This window comes from Klebsiella sp. JN_Kp122, assembly GCF_040062085.1.
GTDB lineage: Bacteria > Pseudomonadota > Gammaproteobacteria > Enterobacterales > Enterobacteriaceae > Klebsiella > Klebsiella aerogenes.
In genome coordinates, this window is record NZ_JBEAHW010000015.1 from 89,426 (window position 1) to 106,429 (window position 17,004).

Below are 17,004 nucleotides of genomic sequence, written 5' to 3' on the forward strand. Positions count from 1 at the left end.
TTAAAGCGTGCGGCGTAGCGCTTCAACCAGGCACAGTATCGCCATTGCCTGGCCGTAGGGCATGGCGGTCAGGGGGATGTTACGATAGTGGTCGAGGTCGTTGCCCATCGCTGTTCCAAACGACACCTGCGTTAACTCTCCTTGCGGCGAGATATGTTCGATAATGCCCCGGCAGGCTTTCCCGGCGACCGGCAGAAACCCATCGTCGAGGTAGCCGAGGCGGACCGCCTTGAAAATACCCGCGGCAAAGCCCGCCGTCGCAGAGGCTTCCAGATAACTATCCGGGTCGTTAAGCAGCGTCGGCCATAGGCCGTTTTCGGCCTGGCAGCGGGCAAGGGCGCTGACCTGAATCTGCAGCGTATTTTGCAGTTGGCGGTAAAAGGCGTCATGCTCGTCGAGATCGAGGATCTCCAGCAGTTCCGGTATCGCCAGCGTTATCCAGCTATTGCCGCGGGCCCACAGCGCGCCGGCGAAATGGTGTCTGCCGTCGAAATGCCAGCCGTGAAACCACAGGCCGCTTTGGTGGTCGCTTAAATAGTGCAGGTGCTGCAAAAACTGAAATTTCGCTTCTTCTACCCAGCGCGGTTTATCAAACATCTTGCCGAGCATCGCCAGCGGCAGTACCGCCATCATGAGCGTATCGTCCCAAATTTGTTGATGATGGGGATTCTCATAGGTGACGTGTTGCAGGCAGCCCTCTTCGGTACGCGGCATCTGGCGATATATCGCATCTCCCCAGCTTTCCAGATAGGCGCGCCAGTCGCTGCGCGGCGTCTGTTTATAGCACAGCGCCAGGGTTAAAAACGGACAAGCGGTGTTGATGTTTTTCTCCGGCGTACCCTCGGCGAAACGGGCGCTAAACCAGCCGTCGATAAGTTCACGAGCCCGAAGCGATCCTGTCAGTTGCTGGTAGCGAAACAGGCCAAACAGGGCGATGCCATGCGTCCACTCCCAACCGTCCCAACCTTTGGTGTCAACCACCCGGCCATCTGCCAGCCGCTGCAAATACTCGCCGCTATCATCGGTAATCGCGGTTAAGTTGCCGATTAGCGCTTCGATGAGTGATTGTAATTCAGGACGGTTGTTTTTCTGCGACATAGTGATTTCCTTGAGAAGAAACGGCGGCGTGTTGCCAGCGATCGTTGCGATGAGGATGGCCGGTCAGTAGCTCGATAGTTTCGCGGGTCTGCGGGCTGGCATCCTGTGGATGACCACCGGCGCGCAGACGCTCCAGTTCGCTAATCAGGATTTGATGTCGCGGCTGGCTCAAGCGAAAACGAAACGCGCCATACATTGCCAGTAAGGCCAGCAGGCCGGGGCCAACGAGGAATACCCACCAGATACCATTCAGCGCGGCGGTATTCTGCGTTTCGGCGCCTTTGGTGAATCCAAAGGCTTCCAGCGCCAGGCCGACGATAAACAGCGCCAGCGCCTGGGAGAATTTGCGCGTCAGCATCATCACTCCCGCGTAGATCCCTTCGCGCCGCACGCCGGTGTAAGCTTCATCGATATCGGGCAGAAAATTGTAGACATTCCATGGGATAAGATAGGTGCCGCCGCGGGCGATGCCCATCACGATTGCGCCGCCGAGCAGCAGCCAGGAAAGATGGCTGAAAGAAGCGGTCAATTGGCTGAACCACAGTAGCGCGCAGAGGATCAGCGCGATGGCGACCTTATAGGCGTTGCCGTTGCCGACGCGGATGCAAAGCCAGGTGAAGAAAGGGATCGCGAAGAACTGAAACAGCGTCATCAGACTCATGGCCTGCGAAGCCAGCGAGGTGCCGACACGTAGCACGTAGGTCATATAGTGCATAAACAGCGAGCCGAAAATATCCAGCGCCACCGCGCCACCGACATACATCATGATATGAATACGGAAGGTCCGCAGACGGAAGGTAGAGGCCATTTCGCGATACAGCGAACGTAGTGTTTTGCCTAAACCTTGCTGCGTCTGCGGTGGTGGGAGATGCTCACGTTCCCAGGTACCGCGCCAGACGAAGACCCACGGCAAGGCAAAAAGCAGGGCAAAGATAATGCCGATATAGAGAAACGCCTGCGATTTATCGGCGACGTGGGCCATGATTTGCCCGGGGATCAGCGCCGCGAGAAAGGCTGTCGCCTGAGCGAATAACATTCGCGCGCCGGACATTTTCGAGCGCAAATCATAGCGGTTGGTCATCTCTGCAGGCAGCGTATCGTAAGGCACCATCAGCAGGGTGAAGACGGTGCTGAATAGTAGATAGGTACCAAGGTACCAGGCATAACCAAAACCACTTATCCACATCAGGGCGAAACAGAGCGATAACGGCGCGCCGAGAATAAAGAAGATCCGTCTCCGCCCCCAACGGGTGCGAATGTTGTCGGTAATGTAGCCCATCACCGGGTCCGTGATGCCGTCCCAAATCTTGGCGATGGCGAAAATAGAGGCCGCGGCGGCGGGCGAGAGCCCGGCGACTTCAATATAAAAGTAGAGCAGCCACAGGCCGGTGATGGTCATCGCGCCGCTGCCGAAAATATCGCCCATCCCCCAGCAGAGGATGTTGCGGGTTTTGACTTCTCGTTGCGGGGTCACTGTCCTCGTCATGAGCGTATCTCTTTGGTCAGGAATGCGAGGTTGCACAGTAAAAGAGGGGGTGGGGGGCGAGAATCCCGACAGTCGGTTTTTCGTACCGTTCTGCGAGCAGCATGCCAAATGGCGACAAAATGAAATAAATCCCGTGACGCTGCTCACATATGCAGCGGTTTAAGAGGGCGTTTACTGTGATAACGGCCCTGTTTTCATTTTTTCCGCAGGCAAATTTTGCGTGTAATCTCACGTTTTGCCCCTGAGCGTGACGGCGAATGTGAAAGGGTACGCAGATATTTCCGCGGTAGCGATTTCGACCCTACGCTGAGGGTGAGAGAGATGGTGAGATAGTCCCCACGTTGATTTCCAGGACATGCTATGAACATTTATCTTTCGCAGCGCCATCCCCATGCGGATGGCGTGACGCCTGATACTGAACTCTTTCAACAGGCGCTGGACGAACTGGCGCAGGCGGGCGGCGGCCGGTTGGTGGTTGATTGCGGCAGGTACGCGCTCGGCGGTTTACGGATAGGCTCGAACACCTGTTTGTGGCTGTCGCCGGGCGCCGAGCTTATCGTTAGCGAAAACTATGATGACTTTGCTCAGGCGACGGCGCTGAGCCGGGCGGAATCTTCAGATCGGGCCTTTCTGTATGCTGTGGATGCGCAGAATATTACTATCTGCGGAGGCGGCGAGATTTACGGCAGCGCTGATGGCTGGTTTTCCCGTGGCGTTGATGCCATGGGCTACCGCACGCCAGCCAGGGCGCGCCCGCGGATCATTTTGCTGGAGAATTGCCGTCGCGTCCGGCTGGAAAACATCACCGTACGACATGCCCCGATGTGGACAATCCATCTGGTCTCCTGTACGGGGGTGGTGGTTGACGGCGTCACCGTCGACAACGATTTGACGATGGCCAATACCGATGCGCTGGATATCGACAGCTGCCAGCAGGTCCATATCGCCAATAGCTATTTCAGCGCGGCGGATGATGCCATCTGTCTGAAGACCACCGATAAACCTGAGCGGATCCAGCGACCATTGCGTCAGGTAACCATCGTTAACTGCACGCTGCGCTCGAAAAGCTGCGCCTTTAAAATCGGTACTGAAACCTGGCAGGATATTGAAGATGTGCTGGTGAGTAACTGCACTATCTTTGACTCCAATCGCGGCATTGGCCTGATATCCCGCGACGGCGGGCGGCTACGGCGGATGATTTTTAGCAGCATTGCTTTTGATTGCGTGAGCGCGCCGGCCTGTCATTGGGGCGAGGCGGACCCTGTTTTCCTTTCCGCGCGCCGTCGCGATCCGGCGATTGAACCCGGCGAAATCTCACAGATCCAGTTCCGCGGGCTGGTTGGCGAGTGCGAAGGCGCGATAAACCTGCATAGTGAAACGCCAGGTCAGATCCGGCGCATTCTGTTTGACGGCGTGCAGCTCACCCAGAAGCTGAACCTGGCAGCGGAGCAGGGGCTTTATGATATCCGCCCGCCGTGCAATCCGATGTCGCCGACCGGGATGGGGATTGATAACGCCTGGTGTCTGAATCCGCAAAGCGGCCGAGTTTGGGGTGTCGAGCCTTATCCCGGCGGTTTGCCGGTACTGTACGCCAACGGCGTAGCGGGTCTGACACTGCGCGAATTTGATTATCAGCGCCCGATACCATTACCGGCAGCCTGGAACCCTAACGCGCTATGTCTGGAAAACGGCGATAATTAGCGAGGAAATAAGAGAGGAAGGTGCCCCGGCGATTGCTCCGGGGCAGGTCGAACTTATTCTTCGGCGGCATAGCCCTGCGGCGGCAGCTTGCGATTATCCAGCCACGCAGAGTTAGCTTCCATACGCAGGCGGCCATCAACAAACCAGCTCACCACCAGCGGATAGATATCGTGCTCCTGCGCCTGAACGCGGGCGGTAACGTCATCTTCGCTGTCTTCCGGAAATACCGGCACCCGAGCCTGTAAGATCACCGGCCCGCCATCGAGTTCGTCGGTGACGAAATGCACCGAGGTGCCATGTTCCTCATCACCATTTTCCAGCGCCTGGCGATGAGTATGCAGCCCTGGATATTTCGGCAGCAGAGAAGGATGGATATTCAGCAAGCGCCCCTGATAGTGGCCAACAAACGCTGGGCTAAGGATACGCATGTAGCCCGCCAGCACCACCAGATCGGGTTGGAAGACATCGATTTGCTGCATCAGCTCGCGGTCGAAGGCTTCGCGGCTATCAAACGCTTTCGGCGAGAGCGCAAAGGCCGGAATACCGGCCTCACGGGCGCGCTCAAGGCCGAATGCTTCGGCCTTATTGCTGAATACCGCACGCAGGGTGCCGTTGATTTGCTTCCGGGCGCAGGCATCAATAATCGCCTGTAAATTACTGCCGTTACCGGAAATCAGCACCACAATGTTTTTCATTCAATGACCACGCGTTGTTCGGCATCGGATGCCTTGATGTAACCGATTTTCCAGGCGTTTTCACCCTGCTTGTTCAGCAGGGTGATGGCTTTATCCGCCTCGGCTGCCGGCAGCGCGACCAGCATGCCGACGCCGCAGTTAAAGGTGCGGTACATTTCGTGGCTGCTGACATTACCGGCGGTTTGCAGCCAGTTGAAGACTTCCGGCCACTGCCAGGAGGACTCGTCGATTACCGCCTGGGTGTTGTCCGGCAGTACGCGCGGAATATTTTCCCAGAAGCCGCCGCCGGTCAGGTGGGCGATGGCGTGGACGTCGACGTTGGCAATCAGATTCAGAATCGATTTGACATAGATGCGGGTCGGCGCCAGCAGGTGGTCGGCCAGCGGTTTGCCGTTGAGGTCGGTGGTCTGCGGATCAACGCCGCTGACTTCGATAATCTTACGCACCAGCGAGTAGCCGTTAGAGTGCGGGCCGCTGGAGGCAAGCGCGACCAGGACGTCGCCGTCAGCCACTTTGCTGCCGTCGATGATTTCTGATTTTTCTACCACGCCGACGCAGAAACCGGCCACGTCGTAATCTTCACCATGGTACATACCCGGCATCTCTGCCGTTTCGCCGCCAACCAGCGCGCAGCCGGACTGTAAGCAGCCTTCGGCGATGCCGCTGATCACGCTTGCCGCAGTATCCACGTCCAGTTTACCGGTCGCGTAGTAGTCGAGGAAAAACAGCGGCTCGGCGCCCTGAACTACGAGGTCATTGACGCACATAGCGACCAGATCGATACCGATAGTGTCGTGACGTTTAAGGTCCATCGCCAGACGCAGCTTGGTGCCGACGCCGTCGGTACCGGAGACCAGTACCGGTTCGCGGTACTTCTGCGGCAGAGCGCACAGCGCGCCGAATCCGCCCAGTCCGCCCATCACTTCCGGGCGACGGGTTTTCTTCACCACGCCCTTAATACGGTCGACGAGAGCGTTGCCTGCATCAATATCCACGCCGGCATCTTTATAGCTGAGAGAGGTTTTATCGGTCACTGCGAAGTCTCCACGCGTTTGCGGTAGCAAGAAAAATCGGCGCAATTCTAACAGGGAAAGCAAACGTTTGCGAGCCTGCTTTACACTCGATTTAAAACGGCTAACAGATGAGCAAATTTGATACTGTTCACGAAAATGAAACCGGGTACAGTCTTCTGCTTGCCTCGCCTTTAATGAATGATCATTATGCCAATGAAACCGGTTTCTGTTTGGTGAAAAGCGCATAACGATCGTCTATAGGGAGAGTATATGTCCGGATTCAAAGAAGGTTTTCTGTGGGGCGGCGCGGTAGCGGCGCATCAGCTTGAGGGCGGCTGGCAAGAAGGAGGGAAGGGGATTAGCGTCGCTGACGTGATGACCGCAGGCGCCCATGGGGTGCCGCGAACGATCACCGACGGCGTACTGCCTGGTCATAACTATCCCAACCATGAGGCAATTGATTTTTATCATCGTTATAAAGAAGACGTAGCGCTGTTTGCCGAACTGGGATTTAAGTGTTTCCGTACTTCAATTGCCTGGACGCGCATTTTTCCGCGGGGCGATGAGCTGGAGCCCAATGAGGCGGGCCTGCAATTCTATGACGATCTGTTCGACGAGTGCCTGAAATATGGTATCGAACCGGTGATCACGCTCTCCCATTTTGAAATGCCTTACCACCTGGTGACTGAATACGGCGGCTGGCGCAACCGTAAGCTGATTGATTTCTTTGTCCGCTTCGCGAAGGTGGTGTTTACCCGCTATCAGTACAAAGTGAAGTACTGGATGACCTTTAACGAGATCAACAACCAGGCCAACTTCCATGAAGATTTCGCCCCCTTTACCAACTCCGGCCTGAAGTATCAGCCCGGAGAAGACCGTGAGCCGGTGATGTTTCAGGCCGCCCATTATGAACTGGTGGCCAGCGCGCTGGCGGTAAAGGCGGCACGTGAGATTAATTCGGACCTGCAGATTGGCTGTATGATCGCGATGTGTCCAATCTATCCGCTCACCTGCGCGCCGGACGACATCATGATGGCGATGAACGCTATGCATCGTCGTTACTGGTTTACCGATGTGCACGTGCGTGGCCGCTATCCGCAGCATTTGCTCAACTACTTCGCGCGCCGCGGTTTTACGCTGGATATCACCGACGCCGATAGCCAGGCGTTAAAAGAGGGTTGCGTCGACTATATTGGTTTTAGCTACTACATGTCCTTCGCCACCAAAGCGACTGACGATAATCCGCACCTGGATTACGACGAAAGTACCAGCCTGGTCTCCAACCCGTACGTCAAGAAATCGGATTGGGGCTGGCAGATTGACCCGGTTGGTCTGCGCTACTCGCTCAACTGGTTCTGGGATCACTATCAGTTGCCGCTGTTTATCGTTGAGAATGGCTTTGGCGCCATTGACGTGCGTGAAGCTGACGGCAGCGTGGATGACCAGTATCGTATCGAGTATCTTAGTGCCCATATTGCCGAAATGAAAAAAGCGGTAGTGGAGGATGGCGTCGATCTGATGGGGTATACCCCGTGGGGCTGTATCGATCTGGTCTCCGCCGGTACCGGCGAGATGAAAAAACGCTATGGATTTATCTTTGTCGATAAAGATAACGACGGTCGCGGCACGTTGGCCCGCAGCCGTAAAAAATCCTTTGCCTGGTATCAGCAGGTTATTGCCAGTAACGGCGAAAATCTGTAATCGCCAACTAGCATAGCCTTGTCAAAGATAAAGGCCGAAGGGGAACCTCCGGCTTTTTTTGTTTGTTTTATAATGTGTAACAATCCATAAATCACTTTGTTTGATATACGTCAAGCAAGATGGGTATGGCGCAATCCGCAAAAAGCGGTATAATCCCGCGATTTTTTTTGTGGCTGCCCCTCAGAGGAGAAAGAGAATGAAGATCGTGGAAGTGAAACATCCACTCGTCAAACACAAGCTGGGCCTGATGCGTGAGCATGACATCAGTACTAAACGCTTCCGTGAACTCGCCTCAGAGGTTGGTAGCTTACTGACCTACGAAGCAACCGCCGATCTCGCTACCGAGCGTGTCACTATCGAAGGCTGGAACGGTCCGGTCGAAGTTGAGCAGATCAAAGGTAAGAAAATTACCGTAGTGCCTATCCTGCGTGCCGGTCTGGGGATGATGGAAGGCGTGCTGGAGCACGTGCCGAGCGCGCGTATCAGCGTGGTTGGTATCTACCGTGATGAAGAAACGCTGGAGCCGGTTCCTTACTTCCAGAAGCTGGTTTCTAACATTGACGAGCGTATGGCGCTGGTGGTTGACCCGATGCTGGCAACTGGCGGTTCGATGATCGCAACTATCGACCTGCTGAAAAAAGCGGGCTGCTCGAGCATTAAGGTGCTGGTGCTGGTGGCGGCGCCGGAAGGCATTGCCGCGCTGGAGAAAGCGCATCCTGACGTCGAGCTGTACACCGCGTCCGTCGACCAGGGCCTCAATGAGCACGGATACATTATTCCAGGCCTCGGCGATGCCGGCGATAAGATTTTCGGTACCAAATAAATGATGAAGTGATAAAAAGCCGACTTTGAGAGTCGGGGTTTTTTTTTATTAATAACGCCCACAACAAATAAAAAACGACTCTCAGAGGATAACATTATGACGCGCCGTGCAATCGGGGTGAGTGAAAGACCGCCGCTTTTACAGACAATCCCGCTTAGTTTGCAACATCTGTTCGCCATGTTTGGCGCAACGGTTCTGGTGCCTATCCTGTTCCACATTAACCCGGCTACCGTACTGCTGTTTAACGGCATCGGTACGCTGTTGTACCTCTTTATCTGTAAAGGCAAAATTCCGGCCTATCTGGGGTCGAGCTTCGCCTTTATCTCCCCGGTGCTGCTGCTGTTGCCGCTGGGTTATGAAGTAGCGCTCGGCGGTTTCATTATGTGCGGCGTCCTGTTCTGCATCGTCTCCTTTATTGTCAAAAAAGCCGGTACCGGCTGGCTGGATGTGATGTTCCCGCCGGCGGCGATGGGCGCCATCGTGGCGGTTATCGGCCTGGAACTGGCGGGTGTGGCGGCGAACATGGCCGGGCTGCTGCCGGCTGACGGTCAATCGCCCGATAGCAAAACCATTATTATTTCGATGGTGACGCTGGCAGTGACGGTTTTTGGTTCCGTACTGTTCCGCGGCTTCCTGGCGATTATCCCGATTCTTATCGGCGTGCTGGTAGGCTATGCGCTCTCCTTCGTGATGGGTGTGGTCGATACGACGCCTATCGCCGAAGCGCACTGGTTTGCACTGCCGACCTTCTACACCCCGCGCTTTGAGTGGTTTGCCATTTTCACTATTTTGCCTGCCGCGCTGGTGGTGATCGCCGAGCACGTGGGGCACCTGGTGGTGACCGCCAATATCGTTAAACGCGATCTGATCCGCGATCCGGGTCTGCACCGCTCGATGTTCGCCAACGGGCTGTCGACGATTGTCTCCGGTTTCTTTGGCTCAACGCCAAACACCACCTATGGTGAAAATATCGGCGTGATGGCGATTACCCGCGTATACAGTACCTGGGTTATTGGCGGCGCGGCGATTATTGCGATTCTGCTCTCCTGCGTCGGCAAGCTGGCGGCGGCGATTCAGATTATCCCGGTACCGGTGATGGGCGGCGTTTCTCTGCTGCTGTACGGGGTGATCGGCGCATCCGGTATCCGCGTGCTGATCGAATCAAAAGTCGATTACAGCAAAGCGCAGAACCTGATTCTGACCTCCGTTATTCTGATTATCGGCGTGAGCGGCGCGAAGGTGCATATTGGCGCGGCGGAGCTGAAAGGCATGGCGCTGGCGACGATCGTCGGTATCTGTCTGAGCCTGATCTTTAAACTGATCAGCGTTCTGCGTCCGGAAGAAGTGGTGCTGGACGCCGCGGATAGCGAAGAAGCGAAATAACGATCCTGATACCGGGCAGCGATCCTGCCCGGTTCTCTCCGGACCTAAAACTGTGTTAAACTCTTCGCGTTTTTCTGTAAGCCTATGTTGAGGTCCATCTGAACGCTCCGGCACAGCTCTCTTTGCCACTGTATCTTCCTGACGACGAAACGTTCGCGAGTTTCTGGCCGGGTGATAATCCTTCCCTACTTGCCGCTCTGCAGAACGTGTTGCGGCAGGAACACAGCGGATACATCTATATCTGGTCTCGTGAAGGCGCGGGGCGTAGCCACCTTTTGCATGCCGCCTGCGCTGAGCTATCCCAGCGTGGCGATGCCGTCGGCTACGTGCCGTTGGATAAGCGCACGTGGTTCGTGCCGGAAGTGCTGGACGGCATGGAGCAACTGGCGCTGGTGTGCATCGATAACATCGAGTGCGTGGCAGGGGACGAGCCCTGGGAGATGGCTATCTTTAATCTCTATAACCGTATTCTCGAATCAGGTAAAACCCGCCTGCTGATCACCGGCGATTGCCCGCCGCGGCAGCTGCATCTCGGCTTGCCGGATCTCGCCTCGCGCCTTGACTGGGGGCAAATCTATAAGCTGCAGCCGCTGTCGGATGAAGATAAGCTGCAGGCGCTGCAGCTACGCGCCAGACTGCGCGGTTTCGAGATGCCGGAAGACGTCTGCCGATTCCTGCTCAAGCGGCTGGATAGAGAAATGCGCTCGCTGTTTATGACGCTCGATCAGCTCGATCACGCATCGATTACCGCCCAACGAAAACTGACGATCCCATTTGTTAAAGAGATCCTGAAGCTTTAAGCCGAAAGCGACGCCAGTTCCTGCTCTGCCAGCCCGGTTAGCTGCGCCACCAGCGCGGGGGCGAGACCGCTACGTAACATCGCGGCGGCGATACGCTGTGCTTCTTCTTTCCGGCCTTCTTGCCGGCCCTGAAGCAAACCGCGCTCCAGCCCTTGCTGCTCGAGATATTCTGCAATAGTCATCAGCGTCTCCTTATGTTGCGGCGTCCGGCGCGCCAACTCACGAATAAACTTTATCGGTTCGCGGCTATTTCCCGCGAGCACCAGGTAGTGCATTAGCGCCTGCACCTGTGTTTGCGTGGCTAATCCAGTCAATAATAATTCGCTCAGCTTGTCGAGTAACTGCGCCAGATCGCGTTGTCGAATATGTTTTTGCAGTAATTCCAGCGTTGCCATACGTTGATGAGTGGCGATTTCATCATCCGGTATGACGGTGATATCCGCCAGTGGAAATTCGCCGTAGTAGAGCGTGGTCGCCAGCTCCGGCGCGGCAAACTCATCCAGCCAGCGCATTGAAAACGGATAGGGCGTCACCAGACCGTGATAGAAAAGCACCGGGATCACCAGCGGAAGTTTTTCGTGTCCGGCATCAAGGTGGCGCTGCATGACGGCGACGGCGTAGCGCATCAGGCGAAAGGCCATATGTCGGTCGGGGCTACTTTGATGTTCGATTAGCGCGTAAATATAGCCGTCGCCCGCAGTGGTTTGCAGCGAGTAGAGAATATCGGAATAGTAAGGTCTGAGATCTTCTTCGATAAAATTACCTGATTCTAAATGTAGCGTGCGCAGATCGCAGATCTCCTTTAGCGCTTCAGGAAGATACAACCGGAGAAAATCACGCGCGGTATCCGAATGGGAAAGGTAGGTTTTAAATACTGCGTCATGCGGCGTGGAAATAGCTTTTTTCATTGGCAATCCGTCCAGTGGATTCAGGTGACGGACAGACAGTAGCACCACTGTGCGGGCAGGGGGAGTTGGCCTGTATTTTCTGGAAGCGGGCACGAAAAAATCGCGCCGCGGGCAAGACCGGCGGCGCGTAGGGGTTAGCTGACGATTTCCAGTACCTGTTCCGGCGGGCGGCCGATACGCGCCTGGCCGTGGCTGACCACGATGGGCCGTTCGATGAGCTTCGGGTTCTCGACCATGGCCTGAATCAACGCCTCTTCGCTGAGCTGTGGGTCGGCGAGATTGAGCGACTTATACAGATCTTCTTTCTGGCGCATCAGTTCACGGGCGCTGCTCATATTCAGCATTTTCAACAGCTGGCGCAGCGTCGCGGCATCCGGCGGCGTCTCCAGATACAGCACCACTTCAGGGTCGATGCCGTTAGCTTTCAGCAGGCTGAGCGTGTCACGGCTCTTCGAGCAGCGAGGGTTGTGGTAAATTTTTACCGCGTCAGACATGTGGTCTCCTTACATTTTCTGATAGGGGCGGAATCTTTCCTGCAGCTGGCGCAGCTGGTCGATGCGAGCGTCGTAGCGCGCCTGCTGCAAACTGCCCAATTTTACTTGCGAACTGGCGCTGCTCAGCAGCGAGATGGCCTGGTCAAGCCTACCGGCCAGCGCCATGCCTTCGGCTCGCGCCGCCAGCTCCTGGTCGCGATGACCCAATGCGCCTTCCGCCTGCGCCAACAGGTCCCAACCGTTGCCGTCATCTTTATTGTTAAAGGTGTAGCGGTTGAGAATGGTCGCGGCTTCCGCCGGCTGCCCGCCCTGTACGTAGGCATTGGCCAGGTTCAGTTGCAGGACCGGATCGGTGCGGATCTCTTTGGCGTTTTTCAGGCGGTTAATTGCGTCAGTGGTCTTTTTCTGCCCAAGATCGATATCGGTGGCGAGATCCAGATACCAGGGATTTTGTGGGTCGGCGCTGAGCAGCGGCTGGAGCGCTTTGCGCGCCTGATCGTAGTTATTGCTCTCCATAGCCAGTAGCGCGCGGCCATACTGCGCGGCGTGCTGTTCGCGGATGTTCCCTTTTGACCAGGCGTCAAGCAGATCGCTGCCGAGCTTATTTTCACCGGAGTTGTACATACCGAGAGTACGTGCCTTGGCGAGATAGAAATCCGCCGACGACTGGACTACCACCGGGCGCATCTGATTGGCGCGGTTACGGGCGTCGGCCAGACGGCTTTCCGGCAGTGGGTGAGTGAGCAGCATTTCCGGCGGGCGGCTGGAATAGCGGGATTCGTCGAGTAATTTACCCATAAACGCCGGCATCGCCTGCGGATCGAAACCGGAGCGCTGCAGTACCTGAATACCGATGCGGTCGGCTTCTTCTTCGTTCTGACGGGTGAAGCTAATCATCCCCTGTTGGGTGCCAGCCAGGGTGCCGGTTAATGCCGCCATCCCCGCCTGCGGGCTGGCCATCGCCAGCAGAATAGAGCCCAGCGCGCCAACCCAGGTTAGCGGCGCGCTACGTTTTTGATCTTCCATCGCACGCGCCAGATGGCGCTGGGTGACGTGGGAGATTTCGTGCGCCATTACCGAGGCAAGCTGGCTTTCGTTATCCGCATAGCGGAACAGCGCCGAGTGCAGCACCACGTTGCCGCCGAAGAAGGCAAAGGCGTTAATCTGATCGTTATTAATCAGATAAAAGTGGAACGGCGTACGGACGGAATTAGCGTGAGCGACCAGACGCATGCCCAGCCCGTTAATGTATTGCACCAACAGCGGGTCGTTTATCAGCGGCGCGCTGCCGCGCAGCTGGCGCACGTAGTAATCCCCCATCTGCATTTCCTGACCGATGGAAAGGGTGCTTCCTGCCGAGGTGCCCATATCCGGCAGCGTATCCGCCGAGTCAGCGGCGGCAGGTAATATCGTCCCCAGCGTCAACGACGCGACGGCGGCGGCCACCAGCGTTTTCTTTAACTGCCTGAACATAACCTCTGTCCTGTAATGTGGGTGTGCCAGTTTGACCGGTTGTGCGGCCCAATGTTCCCATGCCGCAGATTCAGCGAGTTTAGCTGTCGTTGATGGCGTTGAAAATATGATATTCGCACAGTTGTGCAGGTTTGTGTCATCGCCAATAAAAAGCGAAGTCTTTTTTGTGACACTTAGATACAATTCCCAGGATTGTGGCGATTTGCGCTTCAGGGAAGGGTTTATGCTTGAGATGTTAATGCAGTGGTATCGTCGTCGTTTCAGCGACCCGGAAGCGATAGCGCTGCTGGTTATTCTGCTGGCCGGCTTCGGCATTATGTTCTTTTTCAGCGGGCTGCTGGCGCCGCTGCTGGTCGCCATCGTGCTGGCCTATCTGCTGGAGTGGCCCACCGTTCGTCTGGAGCGTATCGGCTTGTCGCGAACCTGGGCCACCTCGCTGGTGCTGGTGCTATTTGTCGGTATCTTGCTGTTAATGGCCTTTGTGGTGATGCCGGTGGCCTGGCAACAGGGCATTTATCTCATCCGCGATATGCCTGGTATGCTCAATAAGCTTTCCGATTTCGCCGCCACGCTGCCGCGGCGCTATCCGGCATTGATGGATGCCGGCATCATTGATGCAATGGCCGAAAATATGCGCAGCCGCATGCTGACCGTTGGCGATTCGGTAGTGAAGTATTCGCTCGCCTCGCTGGTCGGCCTGCTGACGCTGGCGGTGTATCTGGTCCTGGTTCCGCTGATGGTTTTCTTCCTGCTGAAAGATAAACAGCAGATGCTCAATGCCGTACGCCGCGTATTACCGCGTAATCGCGGCCTGGCGGGGCAGGTGTGGAAAGAGATGAACCAGCAGATTACCAACTATATCCGCGGCAAGGTGCTGGAGATGATTGTCGTCGGCGTCGCCACCTGGATAGGCTTCATTCTCTTCGGTCTCAACTACTCGCTGCTGCTGGCGGTGCTGGTGGGATTCTCGGTGCTGATTCCGTATATCGGCGCTTTTGTGGTCACCATTCCTGTGGTCGGCGTGGCGTTGTTCCAGTTCGGCGCGGGTACTGAGTTCTGGAGCCTGTTTGCCGTATACCTGATAATTCAGGGGCTGGATGGCAACCTGCTGGTGCCGGTTCTCTTCTCGGAGGCGGTGAATTTACATCCGTTGGTGATTATTCTGTCGGTAGTGATTTTCGGCGGGCTGTGGGGTTTCTGGGGGGTATTCTTCGCGATTCCGCTGGCGACGTTAATCAAGGCGGTGGTTCACGCCTGGCCTGATGGAATGGTTATTGAAGACGAGTGACGCGCTGATTGACGCAAAAAAACGCCGGGCGATTTATTATCCCCGGCGTTTTCATTTAGACGTTATGCGTTTTCTTTCAGCCAGTTCAGCACGACATCGTGGTGATTGCTGGTTTTGAAGTTATCAAACACATGTTCAATCTTGCCGTCAGCATCAATGAGGAAGCTAATACGGTGAATGCCGTCGTAGGTTTTCCCCATAAATGATTTTTCGCCCCAGACGCCGAACTGTTCGCAGACCTGATGATCTTCATCAGACAGCAGCGTAAAGTTCAGCAGCTCTTTTTCGGCAAAACGAGACAGTTTTTCTGGTTTATCAGTGCTGATACCCAGTACTTCGACGCCCGCTTTTTTCAGGTCGTCCATATTATCGCGTAAACCGCACGCTTGTACGGTGCAGCCTGGGGTCATGGCTTTCGGGTAAAAATAAACCAGAACACGCTGTCCCTGGAAGTCGGTTAAATTTACTTCCTCGCCGTCCTGGTCCGGTAAGCTAAATTTCGGTGCGATATCACCGGCTTTCAGTGGGGTCATTGGTTAAACTCCATCCTGTTCATCATGCTGTGAATAATTAACGATGTTAATACTGCCTTGTGCGCTCAGTTCTGTACATAGTGCTTTGAACGCTTGCTCGATATTTGTCGTGTTTTGCGAGGCAGGACTGTGTGCGGTGATTTGAATAAATAGCTGAGCGGCGTCTTTATCTTCTCCCGGTTGAGTACGGGAGACCAGTTCGGCGATATTCATATTCCACGTGTCGCACAGCGCGGTAAAGCGCTCAATGATATGCGGCGAGTCCGGCACCTCTACCTGGATCCAAACCGTATTCGGCATCGCCTGCGGTGGGCGGGCGGAGGTGCGCTTCATTACGATCAGCAAATCCAGCTCGGCTCCTTTTAACGGCAGCGTTGATTCGATCAGGTTAATCGCGTTCCACGAGCCGGAAAGCAGCATTATAAACGTGAACTCGTCGCCGAGCATGGCCAAGCGGCTGTCTTCAATATTGCAGCCGCAGCTGCTGACGTGGCGAGTGATTGTGTTTACGATGCCGGGGCGGTCTGCGCCCAGAGCGGTAATCACCAGATAGTGTTGTAATGAGGCTGTCAAACCTGTTCTTCCTTTAAAAAGGTGAGGTAACATTAGGAAAGCATAAAAAAAACCGGCGTACAACATCCCAGATGGCGTTGGGTCTCTTGCTTTTATTGCAGCACCAAACGTAACATTGAGAATCTTGTCCCACTTCTGCTCTGAGGATGGCCCATGTTCACGGGAAGTATTGTAGCGCTTGTCACGCCGATGGATGATAACGGTAATGTCTGCCGGTCAAGCCTGAAAAAACTGATTGATTACCATGTCGCCAACGGAACCTCGGCGATTGTTTCGGTAGGGACTACCGGCGAATCCGCAACGTTGAGCCATGAAGAGCATGGCGACGTCGTGATGATGACCCTTGAGCTGGCCGATGGCCGCATCCCGGTCATTGCTGGTACCGGTGCAAATGCAACCGCAGAGGCGATTAGCCTGACCAAACGTTTCAACGATAGCGGCGTTGTCGGCTGCCTGACGGTCACTCCTTATTATAACCGTCCGACCCAGGAAGGCCTGTTCCAACACTTTAAAGCTATCGCTGAACATACTGACCTGCCGCAAATTCTGTATAATGTGCCGTCCCGTACCGGTTGCGATATGCTGCCGGAAACCGTTGGCCGTCTGGCGGAAATTAAAAATATTGTCGGTATTAAGGAAGCAACAGGGAACTTAAGTCGCGTTCACCAGATCAAAGAGCTGGTTTCAGATGACTTTATTCTGCTGAGCGGCGATGACGCAACCGGCATGGACTTTATCCAGCTCGGCGGCGTCGGCGTCATTTCCGTCACGGCGAACGTTGCTGCGCGTGAAATGGCGGACATGTGCCGACTGGCGATGGCGGGTCAATTCGCGGAAGCTCGCGCGATTAACCAGCGTCTGATGCCGCTGCATACAAAATTATTTGTCGAACCCAACCCGATCCCAGTTAAATGGGCTTGTAAGGCGTTGGGACTTGTAGCGACCGACACGCTGCGCCTGCCGATGACGCCGATTACCGAAACGGGTACGAAAGCGGTTACCGCAGCGCTGAAGCATGCCGGTTTGCTGTAGAGT

Annotated in this window: 16 protein-coding genes; 7 read left to right on the forward strand and 9 right to left on the reverse strand. The window is 55.5% G+C overall.

What is annotated here, in order from left to right; translation table 11 throughout:
* Both ABLU78_RS04495 and ABLU78_RS04500 read right to left on the reverse strand, forming a co-directional pair.
* On the reverse strand, window positions 1-1,098 hold the full coding sequence (locus tag ABLU78_RS04495; RefSeq protein WP_048229203.1) for a glycoside hydrolase family 88 protein: 1,098 nt from the start codon (window positions 1,096-1,098) through the stop codon (window positions 1-3).
* A complete protein-coding gene (locus ABLU78_RS04500) occupies window positions 1,073-2,524 on the reverse strand; it encodes an MFS transporter (RefSeq protein WP_048229201.1) in 1,452 nt (483 codons plus the stop codon). The genes ABLU78_RS04495 and ABLU78_RS04500 overlap by 26 nt, the downstream gene beginning before the upstream one ends.
* A 420-nt stretch (window positions 2,525-2,944) precedes the next feature.
* On the opposite strand from ABLU78_RS04500, the gene ABLU78_RS04505 reads away from it, so the two are divergent.
* A complete protein-coding gene (locus ABLU78_RS04505) occupies window positions 2,945-4,285 on the forward strand; it encodes a glycosyl hydrolase family 28 protein (protein ID WP_048229200.1) in 1,341 nt (446 codons plus the stop codon).
* Between the two features lie 53 nt (window positions 4,286-4,338).
* Here ABLU78_RS04505 and purN read toward each other — a convergent pair whose 3' ends face one another.
* On the reverse strand, window positions 4,339-4,980 hold the full coding sequence (purN, locus tag ABLU78_RS04510) for a phosphoribosylglycinamide formyltransferase (RefSeq protein ID WP_015370398.1): 642 nt from the start codon (window positions 4,978-4,980) through the stop codon (window positions 4,339-4,341).
* Window positions 4,977-6,014, reverse strand: a complete 1,038-nt coding sequence (purM, locus tag ABLU78_RS04515; RefSeq protein WP_048229199.1) for a phosphoribosylformylglycinamidine cyclo-ligase — start codon at window positions 6,012-6,014, stop codon at window positions 4,977-4,979. Before purM ends, purN begins: the two co-directional genes overlap by 4 nt.
* A gap of 249 nt (window positions 6,015-6,263) precedes the next feature.
* Here purM and ABLU78_RS04520 point away from each other — a divergent pair, with 249 nt between their 5' ends.
* From ABLU78_RS04520 to ABLU78_RS04535, 4 genes are all read left to right on the forward strand, one after another.
* A complete protein-coding gene (locus ABLU78_RS04520) occupies window positions 6,264-7,694 on the forward strand; it encodes a 6-phospho-beta-glucosidase (protein WP_048229196.1) in 1,431 nt (476 codons plus the stop codon).
* Window positions 7,695-7,890: 196 nt separating this feature from the next.
* Entirely contained in the window at window positions 7,891-8,517 is a 627-nt protein-coding gene (gene upp, locus ABLU78_RS04525; protein WP_015370402.1) for a uracil phosphoribosyltransferase, read from the forward strand.
* Between the two features lie 96 nt (window positions 8,518-8,613).
* Entirely contained in the window at window positions 8,614-9,900 is a 1,287-nt protein-coding gene (gene uraA, locus ABLU78_RS04530) for a uracil permease (RefSeq protein WP_015370403.1), read from the forward strand.
* Window positions 9,901-9,998: 98 nt separating this feature from the next.
* Window positions 9,999-10,700, forward strand: a complete 702-nt coding sequence (locus ABLU78_RS04535) for a DnaA inactivator Hda (RefSeq protein WP_026612247.1) — start codon at window positions 9,999-10,001, stop codon at window positions 10,698-10,700.
* Here ABLU78_RS04535 and ABLU78_RS04540 read toward each other — a convergent pair.
* The 3 genes from ABLU78_RS04540 to bepA all read right to left on the reverse strand — a co-directional run bounded on the left by ABLU78_RS04540 (window position 10,697) and on the right by bepA (window position 13,575).
* A complete protein-coding gene (locus tag ABLU78_RS04540) occupies window positions 10,697-11,608 on the reverse strand; it encodes an Rpn family recombination-promoting nuclease/putative transposase (RefSeq protein ID WP_032708871.1) in 912 nt (303 codons plus the stop codon). The two genes, ABLU78_RS04535 and ABLU78_RS04540, sit on opposite strands and share 4 nt — an antisense overlap.
* 134 nt (window positions 11,609-11,742) lie before the next feature.
* Window positions 11,743-12,102 carry an arsenate reductase (glutaredoxin) gene (arsC, locus tag ABLU78_RS04545; protein WP_015365459.1) on the reverse strand — a complete coding sequence of 120 codons (360 nt, stop codon included), beginning with the start codon at window positions 12,100-12,102 and terminating at the stop codon, window positions 11,743-11,745.
* A gap of 9 nt (window positions 12,103-12,111) precedes the next feature.
* The gene (gene bepA / locus ABLU78_RS04550) at window positions 12,112-13,575 is read right to left on the reverse strand and encodes a beta-barrel assembly-enhancing protease (RefSeq protein ID WP_015365460.1); all 1,464 of its coding nucleotides are present in this window, start codon (window positions 13,573-13,575) and stop codon (window positions 12,112-12,114) included.
* 223 nt (window positions 13,576-13,798) lie between these two features.
* Here bepA and ABLU78_RS04555 point away from each other — a divergent pair, with 223 nt between their 5' ends.
* Window positions 13,799-14,863 carry an AI-2E family transporter gene (locus ABLU78_RS04555; RefSeq protein ID WP_015365461.1) on the forward strand — a complete coding sequence of 355 codons (1,065 nt, stop codon included), beginning with the start codon at window positions 13,799-13,801 and terminating at the stop codon, window positions 14,861-14,863.
* Window positions 14,864-14,925: 62 nt separating this feature from the next.
* On the opposite strand, the gene bcp is transcribed toward ABLU78_RS04555, so the two are convergent.
* Both bcp and ABLU78_RS04565 read right to left on the reverse strand, forming a co-directional pair.
* On the reverse strand, window positions 14,926-15,396 hold the full coding sequence (bcp, locus tag ABLU78_RS04560) for a thioredoxin-dependent thiol peroxidase (protein WP_015365462.1): 471 nt from the start codon (window positions 15,394-15,396) through the stop codon (window positions 14,926-14,928).
* A gap of 3 nt (window positions 15,397-15,399) precedes the next feature.
* Window positions 15,400-15,969, reverse strand: coding sequence for a glycine cleavage system transcriptional repressor (locus ABLU78_RS04565; RefSeq protein ID WP_015365463.1), 570 nt, complete (start codon window positions 15,967-15,969; stop codon window positions 15,400-15,402).
* A 153-nt stretch (window positions 15,970-16,122) separates the two neighbouring features.
* Between ABLU78_RS04565 and dapA the strand changes: the two genes are divergently transcribed.
* Entirely contained in the window at window positions 16,123-17,001 is an 879-nt protein-coding gene (dapA, locus tag ABLU78_RS04570; protein ID WP_032712143.1) for a 4-hydroxy-tetrahydrodipicolinate synthase, read from the forward strand.
* The last annotated feature ends 3 nt before the right edge of the window (window positions 17,002-17,004 follow it).